Below are 18,442 nucleotides of genomic sequence, written 5' to 3'. Positions count from 1 at the left end.
TATTTGCTGGTTTTTTAGCCGCAAAGTAAGTTGTTATGCGCTATATGCCATTTGATAACTAGTAAGGGTTAAAAAAATTATAAAGGATCGCTATGATCTTTGATCCATTATGCTAGAATGCTCATCCAGTTATTTAAATGGACATAAATAATCAAAGTGGGTTACAACACCAGTAACGGTTTAAATGCCTTTTCCACATTGATAGAAGAATAATAAAAAAGAACCTCGAATTATCTTTTTTTAAACAAAACAATAAATTACAAACTAATCTAAGCATTTTACTATGTTTCGGATGGATAGTTTGTGGGTGTTATCTACATAGTTATCCACAAGTTGCTAAAAATGTAGCGCTCTTAATCACATTAATTCACAGTCGTTTTATTTACTGCCTTATGGCATGCTTATACTTATATTACTTTTTTGTATTTAGGATCCAATTTTACCATGGCTCAGATCCCCGAAAACCCGCTTATTCTTGTTGATGGCTCTTCATATTTGTTTCGTGCTTATCATTCTCCACCTCATTTAACTAATTCTAAAGGTGAAGCCACTGGCGCCATTTATGGCGTGGTAAACATGTTGAAAAGTTTGATCAAACAATACGATCCTTCACATATGGTAGTGGTGTTTGATGCCAAAGGTAAAACTTTTAGAAATGACATGTACAGCGAGTATAAAGCGAATCGTCCGCCAATGCCTGATGATCTGCGTACCCAAATAGCGCCGCTACATAGCATTATTAAAGCGATGGGCTTTCCATTAATTAGTATTGAAGGTGTAGAAGCCGATGACGTGATTGGTACATTTGCGCGCATTGCTTCTGAGCAACAACGCCATGTACTGGTATCAACTGGTGATAAAGATATGGCACAGTTGGTTAATGAGCATGTCACCTTGATCAATACCATGACCGACAGTATTTCAGATCCCGACACTGTGGTTGAAAAGTTTGGTGTTGGACCTGAGCTTATTATCGATTATTTAGCCTTAATGGGCGATAAAGTAGATAATATTCCTGGTGTTGAAGGGTGCGGGCCTAAAACGGCGGTTAAATGGTTACAAAAGTACGGATCGCTTCAGGGCGTAATTGATAATGCTGCTGATATCAAAGGTAAAATAGGTGAAAAGCTTGCAAAAGCGATTGATCATTTACCATTGAGCTATGAACTTGCCACTATTAAGTGTGATGTGGAGGTTGAATCTGATCTTGATACTTTTAAATTGCAAACACCGAATAAAGACGAATTAATTGCCTTATACGGTGAGTGTGAATTCCGTCGCTGGCTAGCTGAATTACTAGACAATCCAAAAGATGCTGACACACATTTAGCGGTCCCAACCCAAGAGAATGAGTTGCCAAAAGTTGAAGATGCGCACTATGAAACGATTTTAACTGAGGCCCAATTTAATACATTGATAGAGCAGCTCAATGAAGCTGAGCTATTTGCTTTTGATACTGAAACAACCAGTTTAGAGTATATGAAAGCGCAGTTGGTAGGGATGAGTTTCGCAGTAAAAGCAGGGGAAGCCGCCTACTTACCGGTTGCACATGATTACCCAGGTGCGCCTGAACAGCTAAGCCTTGAATTTGTGATGCAAAAGCTTGGGCCAATATTAGCTGACGAAAATAAAGCTAAAGTTGGTCAAAATTTAAAATACGATAAAAGTGTGCTTGCCAATGCTGGCTATGAATTAAATGGTATTAAGTTTGATACTATGTTGGAGTCTTATGTTTTTAACAGCGTAGGTACTCGTCATGATATGGACTCATTAGCACTTAAATATTTAGGCCACAAAAATATTAGCTTTGAAGACATTGCTGGTAAAGGTAAAAAGCAGCTCACGTTCAATCAAATCGAACTGGAAAAAGCGGCGCCTTATGCCGCAGAAGATGCCGATATTACTTTGCGTTTACACCAAGTACTATGGCCGAAACTTGAAGCGGATGAAAAGCTTAAATCGGTGTTTGAAAATATAGAAATGCCACTAGTAAGCGTTATTTCTGACATTGAGCGCACCGGTGTTGCTATCGACAGCAATATGTTGGCCACGCATAGCCAACGCTTAGGTGAACGATTACTTGAGCTTGAAAAAGAAGCGTTTGAAATCGCAGGCGAACCGTTTAACTTAAGCTCGCCAAAGCAATTACAAGTACTGTTATTTGAAAAGCTAGAATTGCCCGTTATCAAAAAAACACCCAAAGGCGCGCCTTCTACAGCAGAAGAAGTACTGCAAGAATTAGCACACGATTACCCATTGCCTAAAGTGATTATTGAGCATCGTGGTTTATCTAAGCTTAAATCAACTTACACAGATAAATTGCCACTGATCGTGAATGAGCAAACCAAGCGTGTGCATACTTCTTATCATCAAGCGGTAACAGCAACGGGTCGATTAAGTTCAAGCGATCCTAACCTACAAAATATTCCTATTCGTTCAGAAGAAGGGCGCCGTATTCGTGAAGCCTTTATTGCTGCTGATGGATATAAAATTGTGGCGGCCGATTACAGCCAAATAGAGCTGCGTATTATGGCGCATCTTTCACAAGATAAAGGCTTGCTCAATGCCTTTGCAAATGGCTTAGATGTGCATAGCGCTACAGCTGCTGAGGTATTTGGAGTTGAGCTTGAAGAGGTTACATCTGATATGCGCCGTAAAGCTAAAGCCGTTAACTTTGGCTTAATTTATGGCATGTCGGCATTTGGTCTGGCACGTCAACTTGATGTACCACGCCATGAAGCGCAGCATTATATTGATAAATATTTTGAGCGTTTCCCAGGTGTTTTAGAATACATGGAAACGACCCGTGAAAAAGCAGCAGAAAATGGTTACGTAGAAACTATTTTTGGCCGCCGCTTACATTTACCAGAAATAAATGCCCGCAATGGAGCACGCCGCAAAGGCGCTGAGCGCGCAGCAATTAATGCCCCTATGCAAGGCACTGCTGCCGATATTATTAAAAAAGCCATGTTAACAGTACATGCATGGGTTAACCAGCAAGCGCCTAATACGGTTAAGCTACTTATGCAGGTACACGATGAATTGGTATTTGAGATTAAAACAGAGTGCACTGAGCAATACACTCAGCAAATTTGTGAGCTGATGTCACAAGCGGCACAGCTAGATGTACCACTTATAGTTGAAGCTGACGAAGGTGATAACTGGGAACAAGCGCACTAATTTGGTATGCCAAGGATGCCTTGTCTTAGGTAAACACAACAGTTAAAAAGAATTATTTAAAAGCGCCAATAGGCGCTTTTCTTTTAGCTTGCAGGTTAAAAAAAAGTTAAATTAAACAGCAGTTTGTATTAAATCGTTAGAGGTTCGTCAATTCGCTTCGAATATCGATAATATGCTTGTATTTTTACGCTTGCTTTTGGTAAAGTGCCGCCCGTCCTCATCCTGTAGGACATCCTGTTGATGATGCATCGTAAGATGCAACGTATTGATAGCTTCTCCCCAGTTTGCTATATCGGCCTATCATATATTTGATGGGCCGTTTTTTTATAGCTTTACTCCAAAGCGTTAAATTTATTCTCTAATTGCACTTAGCGTTTCAAGTGATACCATCAGTTTACTGTGCGTTTTCTTTTTAACTCAGCGTATTAGTGATTTTCAATTTGACTGATCAAAGTATTATTTTTTCGGGTATAAACCTTTTATTTTAGGAGTGCATTATGTTTAAAACGTTAGCTGTAGCAGGTTTATCTTTATCATGTTTACTAGTTTCAGGTGTTGCATCGGCAAACTGGCAGTTACTCAACGATAAAAGCCAATTAAGTTTTGTCTCAATTAAAAAAAATAGCATTGCTGAGGCAAGCCATTTTACTCAGTTATCAGGGCAATTGAGTGAGCAAGGTCAGTTTAGCGTAAATGTTGATTTAACCTCAGCTGAAACGTTTATTCCTATTCGTAACGAGCGCCTAAGCAAAATTTTGTTTGAATCTGACACTTTTGCAAATGCAGTATTAACCGCTGACTTATCTGATAAATTGTCACTTATTAAGCAGCCTGGGCAGTACGTATTAAAAGGTGTTAGCGCCGAGCTAGACTTTCACGGGCATAAAAAGCCACTTGCAGTTGATGTACTTGTTAGTAGTGCGGAAAACGGGGATTTAAGCGTTGCATCATTTACACCTATCATTATTAATAGCGATGACTTTAAAGTTACCGAAGGGATAATGCAGTTACAAAAACTAGCCGGCTTACCTTCGATTGCTACTGCGGTACCGGTTACTTTTGCACTGACCTTTAAAAAACAGTGATTTCTCTTAACGAACTTAGTAAGCAACTAAGCGAGCCAAGTAAACCTTTTGAACAATGGCAGCCTGCTCATTGCGGGCAATTGCCACTGCTGATTGACGAGCAAGGTAAATGGTTTTATGCGGGTAGTGAAATTACCCGCCAAGCCATGATAAAACTGTTTGCTAGTGTGTTGTGCCGCGAAGATGGACAGTTTTATTTAAAAACGCCAGTAGAGAAAATTGCGATTGAGGCTAAGGATGCGCCATTTATTATTGTAAGTTGGCATCGTGAGTCGACATCTGATGGCGATGTTATTTGTTGTATTGATAATCTACAGCGTACCTGGCTACTAAGTCGTGCTGAGCCGCTATATATTAATAATTACAAAGGTGCTGCAGTGCCTTATATGCAATTACCCTATGGTTGTTTTGCGCGAGTTGCCAGAAATGTGTTTTATCAGTGGGTTGAAATAGCCGAAACTGATGAGCTCGGCTATTTTATTACCTCCGCGAATGAGCGGTTTTATTTAGGGTAATTACTCTGTGTCAGCAGGTGGAATTGCTACGATTGGACCTAAGTACCACTCATCTAACTTTTTAGCGACTTCTGGTAAGCCTGTGCCTTTAAGTGATGAAAAAGCATGAACTGTTATATCGCCATCTAATTCACTCAATTCACGACGAACACTAAGTACCTGTGATTTACGTGGACCTTGCTTGAGCTTATCTGCTTTAGTTAATAGTGCCAATACTGGAATTTCACTACCTACAGCCCAATTAATTAAATCGCGGTCTAAATCTTTCAATGGGTGACGAATATCCATCAACACCACAATACCTTTTAAGCTTTGACGTTTTTGTAGGTATTCGCCTAGCGACTTTTGCCATTTCTTTTTCATTTCAATTGGCACTTTCGCAAAGCCATAACCTGGTAGGTCAATTAGGCGCATGTTATCTACATCGGCAAGTTCAAATGTGTTGATCAGCTGAGTACGGCCAGGTGTTTTACTAGTACGTGCTAACTTTTGATCGGTAAGGGCATTAAGCGCACTTGATTTACCTGCATTTGAGCGACCGGCAAACGCGACTTCAATTCCCGTATCAGCAGGTAATTTAGTGATGTCTGGCGCGCTTGTAACAAAAGACGCAGTGTTATACTTGATACGAGATTTGAGCACAGGCTCTCCTAAAACTAAAAAAAATAACATTGGGTAAACCAAATTCACCCGTGGCGCGTATTTTATACTATAAAGTAGCTATTAAAAAGTGTATTTGAGCATGTAAAACCGTTGCTGATGGTACATTTTAACTGGCTTAGCGATTAATTTTACTCAAAACCCTATAATTTATAGGTTTAATGTGTGTAGAAAACGTGCCAGAGAATTTAATATCGTGTAGAATATAAAAATCACAACATCCATATTGTAGATGATACAGGGTCGGAAACAGAGAATTCACCATGAAAAAAATAGCACTATCTTTAACTATATTGCTTGGTGCGTTGTCAGCAAGCAACGCAACAGCATTTGATGGCGATGTAAACGCAGGTAAAGAAAAATCAGCAACGTGTGCGGCTTGTCACGGCCCAGACGGTAATGCGCCGGTTAACATCTACCCAAAAATTGCAGGCCAACACGCAGATTACATATACAAACAACTTACTGAATTTAAATTAGGTATGACTTCGGGCGGTAAAGAAGGTCGAATGAATCCAGTAATGAGCGGTATGGCAATGCCATTGAGCGATCAAGATATGAAAGACTTGTCTGCTTACTTTGCTTCTTTGAACATGTCTGAAGGTGCTACACCTAAAGATGTTCAAGAAACAGGCGCCATGTTGTACAAAGCGGGTGACGCTGAACGCGGAATTCCATCATGTGCGGCTTGTCATGGTCCACGTGGTAATGGCTCTTCACTAGCTAAATTCCCAAAAATTTCTTTCCAACATCCAGAATACATCAAGTCACAACTTGAGCAGTTCAGAGATGGCACTCGTAATAACGACCTAAATGGTGTTATGCAAGATATTGCTCAGAAATTAACTGATAAAGACATTGAAACATTATCTAAATACCTTGGCGGCCTACACTAAAGTCGTATTTATTTAGATATTGTTAACATAATACAATGTTAAGTAGACAAAAAGCAGCCTTGGCTGCTTTTTTTGTTTCTGCAATGACCGATAAAGCCCCTTTACTTGTAAGACATTGACCATACTCTATTGTAAGAAAAGTCTCATTTTATTTTTGTTTTTCAATTTAACTTATTGTAATTTATGATTTTTAACGTCTTTTGTTATGTTTTACATAAGAAAAAAGATATAAATTAGTTGTAACAAAATTATTAACGAGTAAATTAACCCCTGTCGCAACAATAATAACAAATAGGAAAACGTTATAAGGATCGTAGCGCGGCACGACTGAATAGCACATTGAGAGTGCTACTAAAGGAAATAACAAAAAAGTGTCAGGAAAGACCGAAAATAATAAAAACTCATGGAAGTTTAATAATAAAAACAAAATGGAATGCTACACGGAAGATAAATAATAATAATACGGATAAAGAAATAATAATAAAAATAATAAAGACTAAAAAGTCGAAGGGAGAAGTGTCCATATAATGGCGCTCAGATTAGCAGGCGGTAGAGATGTTTTCTCTACCGCCTTTTTATTTGTCCTGTTACAATACCCCCCGTTTAAAAAAAGCATCTAAATATGCTTTGGCGTATATATAGAGAAACCCAACCTCTAAAACGCAAACCGAATTCTTCTGGCTAGGCCAGCATCGCGATGCCCATTGAGTTGCGCCTCGCTCAAAACCTCTTAAGTGAGACGATCAAGATATGAGTAGAAAGAAAAAGTCACGTAAAATTCCATCAAATGGACCCGTTCGTTTAAGCCAAGATAAGCTTAAAGAAATGCGTGCATTGAAAGAGCAACGTGTAAAGAAAACCAAAGGCGCTAAGCCAGGTTCACGTAATGCACCTGATGCATTGAGTAATGACACTCAAAAAACAGGTTCGGCTGCTAAAGACAAACGTGTTGGTAGTAAAAAAGCAGTACCATTAGTTGCCCCAGCCGCTGAACCAAAAGTCGAAATGAAACGTAACCTTAAGCCTGTAGCAGAGCTTAAAAAGGCGATTGAGCCTGAGTTAACGCCTGAGCAAGAATTAGATGCGCTTGAAAATGATGAGCGCTTGCTTAAATTAGTTGAGCGTCATGAGCAAGGTGAAATGCTAACGGGTAAAGATGCTAAATACTTTAATAGCCGTATAGCGCGTCACCAAGTGCTGTGTAAGTTATTAGGTATTGAAGATGAAGAAGAATTTGAAGATGACTTCAGTGATGAAGAAAGTAATTCAGATTTTGATCAATACCTATCAAACGACCTAGCTAATGAATGGCTAGATGACGACGAAGATAAGTAATAAGGATACGCAATGAGTACAGCAGTGATCTTAGCCTTAGTTGTAGGTGCTGCTATTATAGCGGGCTTGGCATTTTATGCGGGTCAGTTGCTCTACAAGCTAAATGTGCAAAAAAAGCTAATTAGCAAACAACAGGCAGAGCAACAGCAAAAACTTAAGCAGTCGCGTTTAAAACGTAATGCAAAGCTAGCCGATAGTATTCATTTAATTGCACGTGCGATGAATGAAAAGCAATGTGATTACTCTGAGGGCTGTTTACGTATTTGGGTGCTGATGTCGCAATATAGTTTTGATACTGAGCGTGACTTAACAACTGCATACCCAGGCATTTATAAAATGTACGACGTGGTAAAAGAAATGCCAACTCACGATTCGCGCAAAAAGTACGCTAAAAAAGAAATTTTTAAGCAAGATACCGCACGCTGGCGCGCAGAAGAATCACTGAGTGATGAAATTAAAGCCGACTGTGAAAAAATCATTATTGAGTTTAAAGCAGCACAAGGCAGCGAAAACGTAGTTTTTAATTAATTTTACAGCATAAAAAAGCAGACCTAGGTCTGCTTTTTTTATGCGCGCTATTTTTTAAATTATATAACCCGTGAGAAGCGAGTGGCATTTATTTGTTTTTGTAAGTGCGCATCAAAGCACATACAAATAATACGAATAAATAAATTCCCTTTTGGTGTTACGCTAATTAGGTTGTTTTCTATTGTTACCATTTCATCGGCAATTAATGGCGCGAGTGCCTCTAAGGCATCTTTAAAGTAGTCATTAAAGCTGATTTTATGTCTGTTCGCGAATACGCTCATATCAAGCTCAAACTGGCAAATAAGTTGTTTAATTGCATCCGCTCGAATAAGGTCATCTTGGGTTAAATGCATGCCTTTATTAATGGCACTGCCTGCTTGCTCATCGATTGTTTGGTAATAGTGTTTTAGCTCTTTCTTATTTTGTAGTATGGCTGTGCCTATTTGCGATATTGACGAGACCCCTAAGCCTAGTAAATCACATTCTCCATGGGTAGTGTAACCTTGAAAGTTACGATGAAGTTGGCCGCTATTTTGAGCAATAGCCAATTCATTATCAACTTTTGCAAAGTGATCCATACCTATAAACTGATAGCCCGCTTGGGTCATTTGCTCTAGGGTATTTTTGAACATAGTGAGCTTATTATGGGCACTGGGTAAATCAGCATCTTTTATTTTACGTTGAGCGGCAAAACGATCAGGTAAATGAGCGTAGTTAAATACTGAAACACGGTCGGGGTCTAAAGCAATCAGTTGCTCAATAGTTTGCTTAAAACTCTCAGGTGTTTGTAATGGCAGTCCATAAATCATATCTGCATTAATTGATTTAAAGCCTAATTGTTTTGCTTGGGTAATTAACTGCTTTACCTCATCAACATGTTGAGGGCGGTTAACAGCTAGCTGAACTTGATCATTAAAATCTTGAATACCAAATGACACACGATTAAATCCCATCTCGCTTAAGTCAATCAGCATATTGTCAGCCAGTGAGCGAGGGTCTATTTCTATACCGCGCTCACAGGTATCGCTAAAGTTAAAGTGTTGCTCTAGTAGCTTTACTAAGCGAGTCATTTGGGCTGCGGTCAAAAAGGTTGGAGTACCGCCTCCTAAATGTAATTGCTCAACCCGATAGTCTTGAAATAGCGGCGCTTGTGCCACGATTTCTTTAGCTAAAAAATCTAGGTAGGTATCAGCTTTAGATTGATGGCGAGTAATGACTTTATTACAGCCACAGTAATAGCAAAGCTGGCTACAAAAAGGAATGTGAATATATAAAGACAAAGCACGGGTTTGCGATGATTCAATAGCGCTAATCAAATCTTGTTGCTGATAGCCGTCAGCTAACGAAAGTGCAGTCGGGTAAGACGTGTAACGCGGGCCCGATACATTGTATTTGTTTATTAAAGTTTGATCCCATTGAGGAAGTTTAATCATCACGCGCACCTTATCTTTTTAGTTGCTGCGTATTGTAAAAAAGGAAAGGGGAAGGGGTTTTGATCTACAACAAAAAAAGATGCCGTAGCATCTTTTTAGTATGTAACGTGGCTGCGTTACATTATGGCGTCTTTTAAATACTGAAATAGCTCTTTGTAGCCTCTCGCAGGCTTTTCTGCTTTTACTTCTTTGGCCGCATTACGCACCAGTTGGCGCATTTTTTGACGCTCAAGAGCTGGGTATTGTTCAATTGTTTCGTTGATTAAGTCATCGCCTTGCTCAATTAAATCACTGCGCAGCTGCTCAATCTTTTTGATCATAACCTCTGCTTGGTTATTTTTATTAAGCATTACATCAATGATCGCTTTAATTTCTTCAATATTTTCTACTGTACGAAGGGTTTTTGCTATGTAATTTAAGTGGCGGCGGTATGCATCACTTTTATTACTAATTTTATCGGCAACAACCATTGCTTCTTTTAAATCATCATTAAGCGGTAAGCGTTCGCGCTGCTTTTTACCCATTTTGGCAATTTCAGACCCTAACTGATGAAACTCCTGCGCTTCGCGCTTAAGTTCACTTTTTGATACATATATAATTTCTTCTTCAATTTCAGCAGGCTTGCCTTTTTTCTTCGCCATGGGGTGCTCTTAAGTAAAAATAACTTTATCTATTATACGCGATTCTTTTAGTGATTAATATTAGCTGATGTGGTGCAGTGAGTGTGTTAGCATTTAAATATAAAAAATGTGTGCAACATGGCCTTCAGGGCTCAGGACAGAATTTATGAAAAGCCAACACCAAGATCCAATATATTCGCAAATTTCTCAAGTAAAAGATGCCGTTTCTGAAGTACTCGAACATGCTAAAAAGCTAGGCGCTACTGCTGCAGAAGCTGCTATGTCAAGCACATCAGGGCTGTCGGTAAGTACGCGCATGGGCGAGGTAGAAACCATTGAGTTTAATCAAGACGGTGGTTTAGGCATTAGCGTGTATGTTGGTAATAACAAAGGCTCCGCCTCTACGGCTGATTTAAATCCAAAAACATTGCGAACTGTGGTCGAAAAAGCCATAGATATTGCTAAATTCACCTCAGATGATCCGTGCAATGGTATTGCTGATAAAGAATTACTTGAGTTTTCGCCTAAAGATTTAGATTTATTTCATCCTTGGGATGTAAGCCCTGAGCAAGGAATTGATTTATGTCATGCTGCTGAGCAAGCCGCATTAAATGCGGATGAGCGAATTGTGAATTCAGATGGTGCTAGCTTTTCTTCGCACCAAGGGTTGCGAGTGTATGGCAATAGTCATGGTTTAATTGCAGGCTACCCAAGAACACGCCATAGCATAAGCACTATGGTAATAGGCAAAGAGGGCGAACATATGCAGCGCGACTCAGCCTACACAATTTCCCGCGATCAAGCAGGGCTAAAAGATGCTGCAAGTGTTGGGCTTGAAGCTGCTGCAGAAACCCTAGCTAAACTAAACAGCCAAAAACTAGGCACCATGAAAGTGCCGGTTATTTTTAGAGCCGATATTGCTAACTCATTGTTTGGCCATTTAGTGTCTGCAATCGGCGGTGGCGCACTGTATCGCAAATCCAGCTTTTTACTGGATAGCTTAGGTACACAAGTGTTCAGCAAAACTGTTAATATTTCAGAGCGCCCACACTTATTAAAAGGGTTAGCATCATCACCTTTTGATAGCGAAGGGGTTAAAACTCTAGACAGAGAAATAATACACGGTGGTGAATTGCAAACATATTTATTAGCGAGCTACGCAGCGCGTAAAATGAATATGACGCCAACAGGCCATGCCGGTGGTATTCATAACTGGTTGGTTGAGCAAACCCATCAGGACTTAGCTACACTATTGAAAACCATGGGCACGGGTTTGTTAGTCACTGAACTTATGGGGCAGGGTGTAAATACCGTGACTGGTGACTACTCTCGTGGTGCAGCTGGTTTTTGGGTTGAAAATGGTGAAATACAGTACCCAGTAAGTGAAATAACTATTGCTGGTAACTTAAGAGATATGTTTAAAGGTATTTCAGCTATTGGTGGCGATATAGAGCGACGTGGTGGTATTCAAACGGGCTCAGTGCTGATTGAGCAAATGCAAATTGCGGGTGCTTAATACCCACCCACAATAATACTTAATTCAGCGAATTGGTATACACCCACTTTGTTTGCTTAAATTAAGCTTAATTTAAGCAAACTTTCCTTTGAGGTTTTTAAGGTGTGATATGGCTAAAGATAGATATGCGCCAAAACCATTAACCGACATTATGGCCGGGCTAAACAACCGTTTAGCAGCCTATGCGGGAAAAAGCCAAGCATTGGATACACAGCAACAACTGTTACGCGATTTTTTAGGGCCTAAGCTAGGCGATAAATGTCGAGTAAGTAATTATCGTGACGGCACACTGATGATAGAAGCTGTTTCAGCTCCTATTGCTCTTAGGCTTAATTATTTAAAAATGGATATGCAGTCTCATTTTAGAGCCGCAGGTATGGCAGAGCTTGGACAAATAAAAATTACCGCCAATCCACAAGCAACTCAACGATTAAGTAATCGTCCTAAAGCGACAGATAGCCAAGCGACTAACTCTCTTAAAATGAGTGAGCAAACGGCTGATTATTTGAATGCGATCGCCGATTCTGCCCCTCCTTCATTAAAAGAAAAGCTGCAGCGCTTAGCATTACATGGCAAAAGTAAGCCCTAGCTAGCCCTCATACTAGGCTCTTTTTCACGCTTTGAACAAACGCAAAATACTTTGTTACATATTCGATTTTATTGTTATTTAAATCAGGTTTATTATGCTTAGCTAGTGCTTCCTAAATTAGGTTGTAGCTGATGCGTATTTCATTAAGCAGGTAATAGACTGCATCCTATTGTTGTTTTTTTTGAGTTATCAAATCTTAATGAAATGCGTATTTATTCTAATTAATATACGGAATTCTTATGAAAAAAATAACAATGACTGCCGCCAGTATTGCATTGGCGTTAGGTTTGGTTGGCTGCGGCGAAAAGCCACAACAAATGAAAGCAGAATCAACCACAGTAACTGCACCGGTGGCGACCCCTGGTGTGTTAGGTGTTGATTTACAAAATATGGATAAAAGTGTTCGTGCACAGGATGATTTTTATTACCATGTTAATGGTCAATGGTTAGCAAAAACTGAGATTCCAGGTGACAAGTCTAACTATGGGTCGTTCTCACAGTTATATGATGAATCGCAAAAAGCAATGAAAACAGTACTTGAAAACGCCAGTGCTAATAGTAGTGCAAAACCAGGTTCAGATGAATATAAGATTGGTGCATTTTATTCTAGCTATATGGCTGAAAATGCTCGTGAAGAGTTAGGGATGTTACCACTTGAGCCGGCTATTAAAAGCATTGATACAGTGAAAGATAAAGCCGCGTTGGTCACACTGATGGCACAGCTACAAGTTAAAGGTGGCGATCTTCCTTTTGGCTGGTATGTTAATAATGACGCTAAAAACTCAAGTGAAAATGCGCTTTATGCCTATCAAGCGGGACTTGGTTTACCTGACCGCGACTACTATTTAAAAGATGATGAAAAATTCACAAAAATTCGCGCGGCTTATCAAACGTATATCACCGATATTTTAGCTAAAGCTGGCGTTAATAATGCCGCTGATGCAGCCAAAGCGATATTAGCACTTGAAACGACACTTGCTGATGCACAGTGGAGCCGGGTGCAAAGCCGTGATGCAACTAAGTCATACAATAAAATGACGGTAGCTGAAGCTAACTCGCTAATGGGTGAGTTTGATTTAAATGCCTATTTCGAAGCAGTTGGCGTTGATGTTCAAGAGTTAATTGTGCGCCAACCAAGTTACTTTGAAAAATTTGCAGAGATTTTCAACAATACTGACTTAGCTGTTTGGCAAAACTATTTAAAATTCCATTTTGTTAGTAATTACGCGCAGCTACTTAATAAAGATTTAGTGGATTTGAAGTTTAATTTTTACAGCACCACGTTGCGTGGTGTTGAAGAGCAAGCACCACTTTGGAAGCAAGCCGTTGATGCATCAAACAGTGTACTGGGTGAAATTTTAGGTAAAGTCTACGTTAAAGAAAACTTCCCGCCAGAAGCAAAAGCACGTATGGAAGAGTTAGTTGATAATGTGATTAAAGGCTATTCAGTGGCAATTGAAAACCTTGAGTGGATGAGCCCTGAAACAAAAGTGGCGGCGCAAGAAAAACTCAATAAGTTTACCCCTAAAATTGGTTACCCAGATAAATGGAAAGATTACTCAGATTTAGCGATTAACCCTGATGAACTGGTTGGTAATTATATTCGCTACAGTGAATGGGCTTATGCAGATATGATTGCTAAATTAGGTAAGCCAGTTGATCGCTCTGAGTGGCATATGACTCCACAAACAGTGAATGCTTACTACAATCCAGTGAATAACGAAATAGTATTCCCTGCGGCGATTCTGCAGCCTCCTTTCTTTAATTTAGAAGCGGATGATGCGGTTAACTATGGTGCTATTGGTGCGGTTATTGGCCATGAGTTAGGCCATGGCTTTGACGACCAAGGGGCAAAATACGACGGTGATGGCAATTTACGTAATTGGTGGAGCGAGTCAGACCTTAAGCAGTTTGAACAGCGAAGTGCTGCCTTAGTTGCACAGTATAATCAATATAAACCGTTTGAAGATGCCAGCGTTAATGGTGAGCTGACACTGGGTGAAAACATTGGTGATTTAGGCGGCTTAACCGTCGCTTATAAAGCGTATCAGCTATCGCTGGGTGATTCGAAAGCGCCCATTATTGAAGGCTATACGGGCGACCAACGCTTCTTTATGGGCTGGTCGCAAATTTGGCGTCGTAAATACCGTGATGAGGCGCTACGTAATCGTTTAATGACCGATTCACATTCACCGAGTCATTATCGCGTAATTGGTATTTTGTCGAACATGCCAGAATTTTACCAAGCGTTTGATGTTAAAGAGGGCGATAAAATGTATATCAAGCCTGAAGATCGCGTAAAAATTTGGTAATTTGAGCTAAAATTAGCTTAAGCGGTTAGAGCCATTAATCGCAAAATAAAAAGCCAGTGAGCATCATGTTCACTGGCTTTTTAGTTACTTATATACCTGATGATAAAACTAGGGTCTGTTGACCTTTGCGGATTAAAATTTGTTCAAACTAGGGGCGATTTAATCACGGCGCGAGGTTTGTAACCTAGTGGGCTAAGTAAAAACCGAGCAACAAAGAGTAAATCGCCCCTAGGCAGAACCCTTCGGGCAGCGCCTGTTTGGCATTGATGCTGCGTTATCGCCTATTTATGGGGAATAACCACACCACATAGGCTCTGCCTTGCCTAAATACCAAACAGACTACTGCAAATTTAACCTTGAAAGATCAACAGACCCTAGCTATATTTCGTTTTTATGGCGCTGACAATCTCGACATTGGCCGCAGGAAAATCATAGTTATCAAGTTCGTCTATGCTGACCCATTCGCTTGGTTGTCCTTCTGCGCCATGAGCTTGACCATTAAAGTTACTGACCACATGCACATTAAGTCGTACGCATTTATCGCCATAGTCATGCTCTATAGTGATAAGTTCGCTTGAACTATGAATAGTCAACCCTACTTCTTCTAGCAGTTCACGTTTTAGGGCTTGAAACACACTTTCTCCAGCTTCAACTTTGCCACCAGGAAACTCCCATAGCCCACCTTGATGTTGCTCATCTGCACGTTTACAAATAAACAAATTGTTATTTTTTTTAATTACACCCACAGCAACATTGATGATTACTTTAGTCATTACCTCTCCCTTAAACAGCATAAAAAAAGCGACGCAAGCGTCGCTTTTTATCTAACGTAACAAAGTGGTGTTATTTTAATTTACCACAACATTGTTTGTATTTTTGGCCTGAACCACATGGACATGGATCGTTACGGCCAACTTTTGGCTCGCTACGTGCCATAACCTGAGCGCTTTGCGGTGCTTCACCACCTACGTGCTCTGCTTCTTCATGTTGATATTCGCGAGGGGCATTTTCACTTTTACGGTGTTGCTCTTCTACTTTTTCAACATCTTCTTCAGCGCGAACTTGCACTTTACTTAAAATACCGACCACATCGACTTTTAAGTTTTCTAGCATTTCAGAGAATAACTCAAACGACTCACGTTTGTATTCTTGCTTAGGATTCTTTTGTGCGTAACCACGTAAGTGAATACCTTGGCGTAAGTGATCCATTGCAGCAAGGTGGTCTTTCCAATGTTGGTCAAGACTTTGAAGCATAATGGCTTTTTCAAACTGACGCAGTACAGAATCGCCGACCATTTCCTCTTTTTGCTTGTAGGCTTGTTCAACCGCTTCTTCAATACGCTCACGAAGTTTTTCTTCGTACAGTTTATTGTCATCAGCTAACCACTGAGTAATTGGTAACTCAATTAGGAAATCTTGCTTTAAGCGCTCTTCAAGCCCTGGGATATCCCACATTTCAGCCAAGCTTTGTGGGGCAATGTATTGATCAATTACACCAGCGAGCACATCACCACGGATAGCGGTAATCGTTTCTGAAATATCACCTTCTTCAAGCAATTCGTTACGTTGAGAGTAAACAACACGACGTTGGTCGTTTGCTACATCATCGTACTCAAGTAGCTGTTTACGCACATCAAAGTTACGTGCTTCTACTTTACGCTGAGCGTTTTCTATTGCGCGGTTAACCCATGGGTGTTCAATCGCTTCGCCACGTTGCATACCTAGTTTACGCATCATGTTAGTCATGCGCTCACCAGCAAAAATACGCATCAGTGCATCGTCCATCGATAGGTAGAAACGGCTTGAACCGGCATCACCTTGACGGCCAGAACGACCACGTAATTGGTTATCAATACGACGTGATTCATGACGCTCTGTACCAATAATGTGTAAACCGCCGGCATCGATTACCGCATCATGGCGAATTTTCCATGCTGCTTTTATTTCAGCAATTTGTTCGTCAGTTGGGTTTTCAAGTTTTTCAACTTCACTATTCCAGTTACCACCCAGTACAATATCGGTACCACGACCAGCCATGTTAGTGGCAATAGTAACAGTCCCTGGCAAGCCCGCATCAGAAACAATGTCAGCTTCTTGTGCGTGGAATTTAGCGTTCAGTACATTGTGCTTAATTTTTTCTTTACGCAAAAACTGCGACAAGTACTCAGAGCTTTCAATTGAGATAGTACCTACAAGTACTGGCTGACCACGTTCTTGACAGTCTTTAATGTCTGCTAAAATGGCTTCGTACTTTTCTTCTTGCGTTAGGTACACCAAATCTGCGCGATCATCACGGATCATTGGCTTATTGGTTGGCATAACAACTGTGTCTAAACCGTAGATAGACTGAAACTCAAATGCTTCTGTATCGGCTGTGCCTGTCATACCTGCTAGCGTTTCGTACAAGCGGAAGTAATTTTGGAACGTAATCGAAGCTAACGTTTGGTTCTCGTTTTGAATTTTCACACCTTCTTTTGCTTCTACGGCTTGGTGTAAACCTTCTGACCAACGACGTCCTTCCATAGAGCGACCTGTGTGCTCATCAATAATGATAACTTCGTTTTCTTTAATAACGTAGTCAACATCTTTTTGGTAAAGCTTGTGTGCACGAAGAGCTGCATAAACGTGACTAAGTAGCGTGATGCTCGCTGCTGAGTACAGTGAATCACCTTCTTCAATTAAGCCGCGCTCTGTAAGAAGCTCTTCAACTTTTATTTGCCCACGCTCAGTTAGGTGAACTTGCTTAGATTTTTCATCGATAGTGAAATCGCCATCGCCTTCAATCCCTTCCTCATCTTCTTTTTCTTGTAGTTCAAGTAAAGGAACAATGGTATTTATTTCAGTGTAAAGCTCTGAGCTGTCTTCAGCTGGGCCTGAAATAATAAGCGGCGTTCGCGCTTCATCAATTAGGATTGAATCCACTTCATCCACTACGGCATAAAATAATGGGCGTTGAACGCGCTCATCAATGCTAAATGCCATGTTGTCACGTAGGTAGTCAAAACCAAATTCGTTATTGGTACCGTAAGTGATGTCAGCTTCATAAGCTTGTTTTTTCTGTTGTGGCATCATGCCCGGAACATTACAACCAACGGTTAAGCCTAAAAACTCAAATAGTGGACGGTTGGTTTCAGCATCACGCTTGGCTAAGTAGTCATTCACGGTAATGACATGAACGCCTTTGCCTGTTAAGCCATTTAAATAAGCAGGAAGCGTTGCTGTTAGTGTTTTACCTTCACCAGTACGCATTTCTGCAATACGGCCTTGTTGTAAAACCATACCACCTAATAGTTGCACGTCGAAGTGACGCATACCGTTTACACGCTTTGACGCTTCACGTACCACAGCAAATGCTTCTGGTAGAATATCGCCTAAGCTTTGTCCGTTATCGTAACGTTCTCTAAACTCAGCTGTTTTAGCTTTTAAATCTTCATCTGAAAGCGCTTCTAGTTGCGTTTCAAGTGCATTGATCAGTGCGACCGTCTTTCTTAGGTTTTTAATAGTGCGGTCATTGCGACTACCAAAAATCTTGGTAAATAAATTAGATATCATGATAAAACCGTTACAATGTGTTTTTTTGCTAGCCGTGCATCGGCTAACCCATTTTTTACAATTGATAATTAATGTATTCTTTAAATTAACCTTTAGGACACATTAATTAGCAATTTTGTATTAAGCTGCTTAAAAAGCACTGTTTATTACCTGCGCTACTATACCAGACTCTGCTAAACATCAAACTACCTCAATAAAAAGATCTTCATTTAAAACAGAAA

At 40.2% G+C, this 18,442-nt stretch carries 14 protein-coding genes; 9 read left to right on the top strand and 5 right to left on the bottom strand.

Annotation, left to right across the window (positions count from 1 at the left end; translation table 11 throughout):
- Window positions 1-444 precede the first annotated feature (444 nt).
- From polA to QL989_RS06450, 3 genes are all read left to right on the top strand, one after another.
- Window positions 445-3,180, top strand: a complete 2,736-nt coding sequence (gene polA / locus QL989_RS06460; protein WP_008467914.1) for a DNA polymerase I — start codon at window positions 445-447, stop codon at window positions 3,178-3,180.
- A 497-nt stretch (window positions 3,181-3,677) separates the two neighbouring features.
- Window positions 3,678-4,265: a YceI family protein gene (locus QL989_RS06455; protein ID WP_055012277.1), complete on the top strand. Its 588-nt coding sequence runs from the start codon at window positions 3,678-3,680 to the stop codon at window positions 4,263-4,265.
- Window positions 4,262-4,780 (top strand): DUF1285 domain-containing protein, encoded by a 519-nt coding sequence (locus QL989_RS06450; protein ID WP_055012276.1) that lies wholly within the window; start codon window positions 4,262-4,264, stop codon window positions 4,778-4,780. Before QL989_RS06455 ends, QL989_RS06450 begins: the two co-directional genes overlap by 4 nt.
- Here the strand turns inward: QL989_RS06450 and yihA are convergent, their stop codons facing one another.
- Window positions 4,781-5,422 carry a ribosome biogenesis GTP-binding protein YihA/YsxC gene (gene yihA / locus QL989_RS06445; protein ID WP_138607234.1) on the bottom strand — a complete coding sequence of 214 codons (642 nt, stop codon included), beginning with the start codon at window positions 5,420-5,422 and terminating at the stop codon, window positions 4,781-4,783.
- A gap of 281 nt (window positions 5,423-5,703) precedes the next feature.
- Between yihA and QL989_RS06440 the strand changes: the two genes are divergently transcribed.
- The 3 genes from QL989_RS06440 to QL989_RS06430 all read left to right on the top strand — a co-directional run bounded on the left by QL989_RS06440 (window position 5,704) and on the right by QL989_RS06430 (window position 8,199).
- Complete coding sequence (locus QL989_RS06440) at window positions 5,704-6,336, top strand: c-type cytochrome (protein ID WP_010390373.1); 633 nt, start codon at window positions 5,704-5,706, stop codon at window positions 6,334-6,336.
- A gap of 750 nt (window positions 6,337-7,086) precedes the next feature.
- On the top strand, window positions 7,087-7,671 hold the full coding sequence (yihI, locus tag QL989_RS06435; protein WP_290169151.1) for a Der GTPase-activating protein YihI: 585 nt from the start codon (window positions 7,087-7,089) through the stop codon (window positions 7,669-7,671).
- A 12-nt stretch (window positions 7,672-7,683) separates the two neighbouring features.
- Complete coding sequence (locus tag QL989_RS06430; RefSeq protein ID WP_076918850.1) at window positions 7,684-8,199, top strand: DUF2489 domain-containing protein; 516 nt, start codon at window positions 7,684-7,686, stop codon at window positions 8,197-8,199.
- Between the two features lie 59 nt (window positions 8,200-8,258).
- On the opposite strand, the gene hemN is transcribed toward QL989_RS06430, so the two are convergent.
- Together hemN and yjgA are read right to left on the bottom strand one after the other, a co-directional pair.
- Entirely contained in the window at window positions 8,259-9,632 is a 1,374-nt protein-coding gene (gene hemN, locus QL989_RS06425; RefSeq protein ID WP_010390381.1) for an oxygen-independent coproporphyrinogen III oxidase, read from the bottom strand.
- A 116-nt stretch (window positions 9,633-9,748) separates the two neighbouring features.
- Window positions 9,749-10,273 (bottom strand): ribosome biogenesis factor YjgA, encoded by a 525-nt coding sequence (yjgA, locus tag QL989_RS06420; protein ID WP_010390384.1) that lies wholly within the window; start codon window positions 10,271-10,273, stop codon window positions 9,749-9,751.
- Between the two features lie 145 nt (window positions 10,274-10,418).
- Here yjgA and pmbA point away from each other — a divergent pair, with 145 nt between their 5' ends.
- From pmbA to QL989_RS06405, 3 genes are all read left to right on the top strand, one after another.
- On the top strand, window positions 10,419-11,768 hold the full coding sequence (gene pmbA / locus QL989_RS06415; protein ID WP_075169497.1) for a metalloprotease PmbA: 1,350 nt from the start codon (window positions 10,419-10,421) through the stop codon (window positions 11,766-11,768).
- A gap of 109 nt (window positions 11,769-11,877) precedes the next feature.
- The gene (locus tag QL989_RS06410; RefSeq protein ID WP_054202561.1) at window positions 11,878-12,357 is read left to right on the top strand and encodes a DUF721 domain-containing protein; all 480 of its coding nucleotides are present in this window, start codon (window positions 11,878-11,880) and stop codon (window positions 12,355-12,357) included.
- A 239-nt stretch (window positions 12,358-12,596) separates the two neighbouring features.
- The gene (locus QL989_RS06405; RefSeq protein ID WP_290169142.1) at window positions 12,597-14,669 is read left to right on the top strand and encodes a M13-type metalloendopeptidase; all 2,073 of its coding nucleotides are present in this window, start codon (window positions 12,597-12,599) and stop codon (window positions 14,667-14,669) included.
- 374 nt (window positions 14,670-15,043) lie between these two features.
- Here QL989_RS06405 and mutT read toward each other — a convergent pair whose 3' ends face one another.
- A complete protein-coding gene (gene mutT, locus QL989_RS06400) occupies window positions 15,044-15,442 on the bottom strand; it encodes an 8-oxo-dGTP diphosphatase MutT (protein WP_290169140.1) in 399 nt (132 codons plus the stop codon).
- A gap of 70 nt (window positions 15,443-15,512) precedes the next feature.
- On the bottom strand, window positions 15,513-18,221 hold the full coding sequence (secA, locus tag QL989_RS06395; protein ID WP_198522435.1) for a preprotein translocase subunit SecA: 2,709 nt from the start codon (window positions 18,219-18,221) through the stop codon (window positions 15,513-15,515).
- Window positions 18,222-18,442: the final 221 nt, after the last annotated feature.

The sequence above is a fragment of the Pseudoalteromonas sp. APC 3224 genome, assembly GCF_030407535.1.
Lineage (GTDB): Bacteria > Pseudomonadota > Gammaproteobacteria > Enterobacterales > Alteromonadaceae > Pseudoalteromonas.
This window is presented reverse-complemented; position numbering and strand designations above follow the sequence as displayed.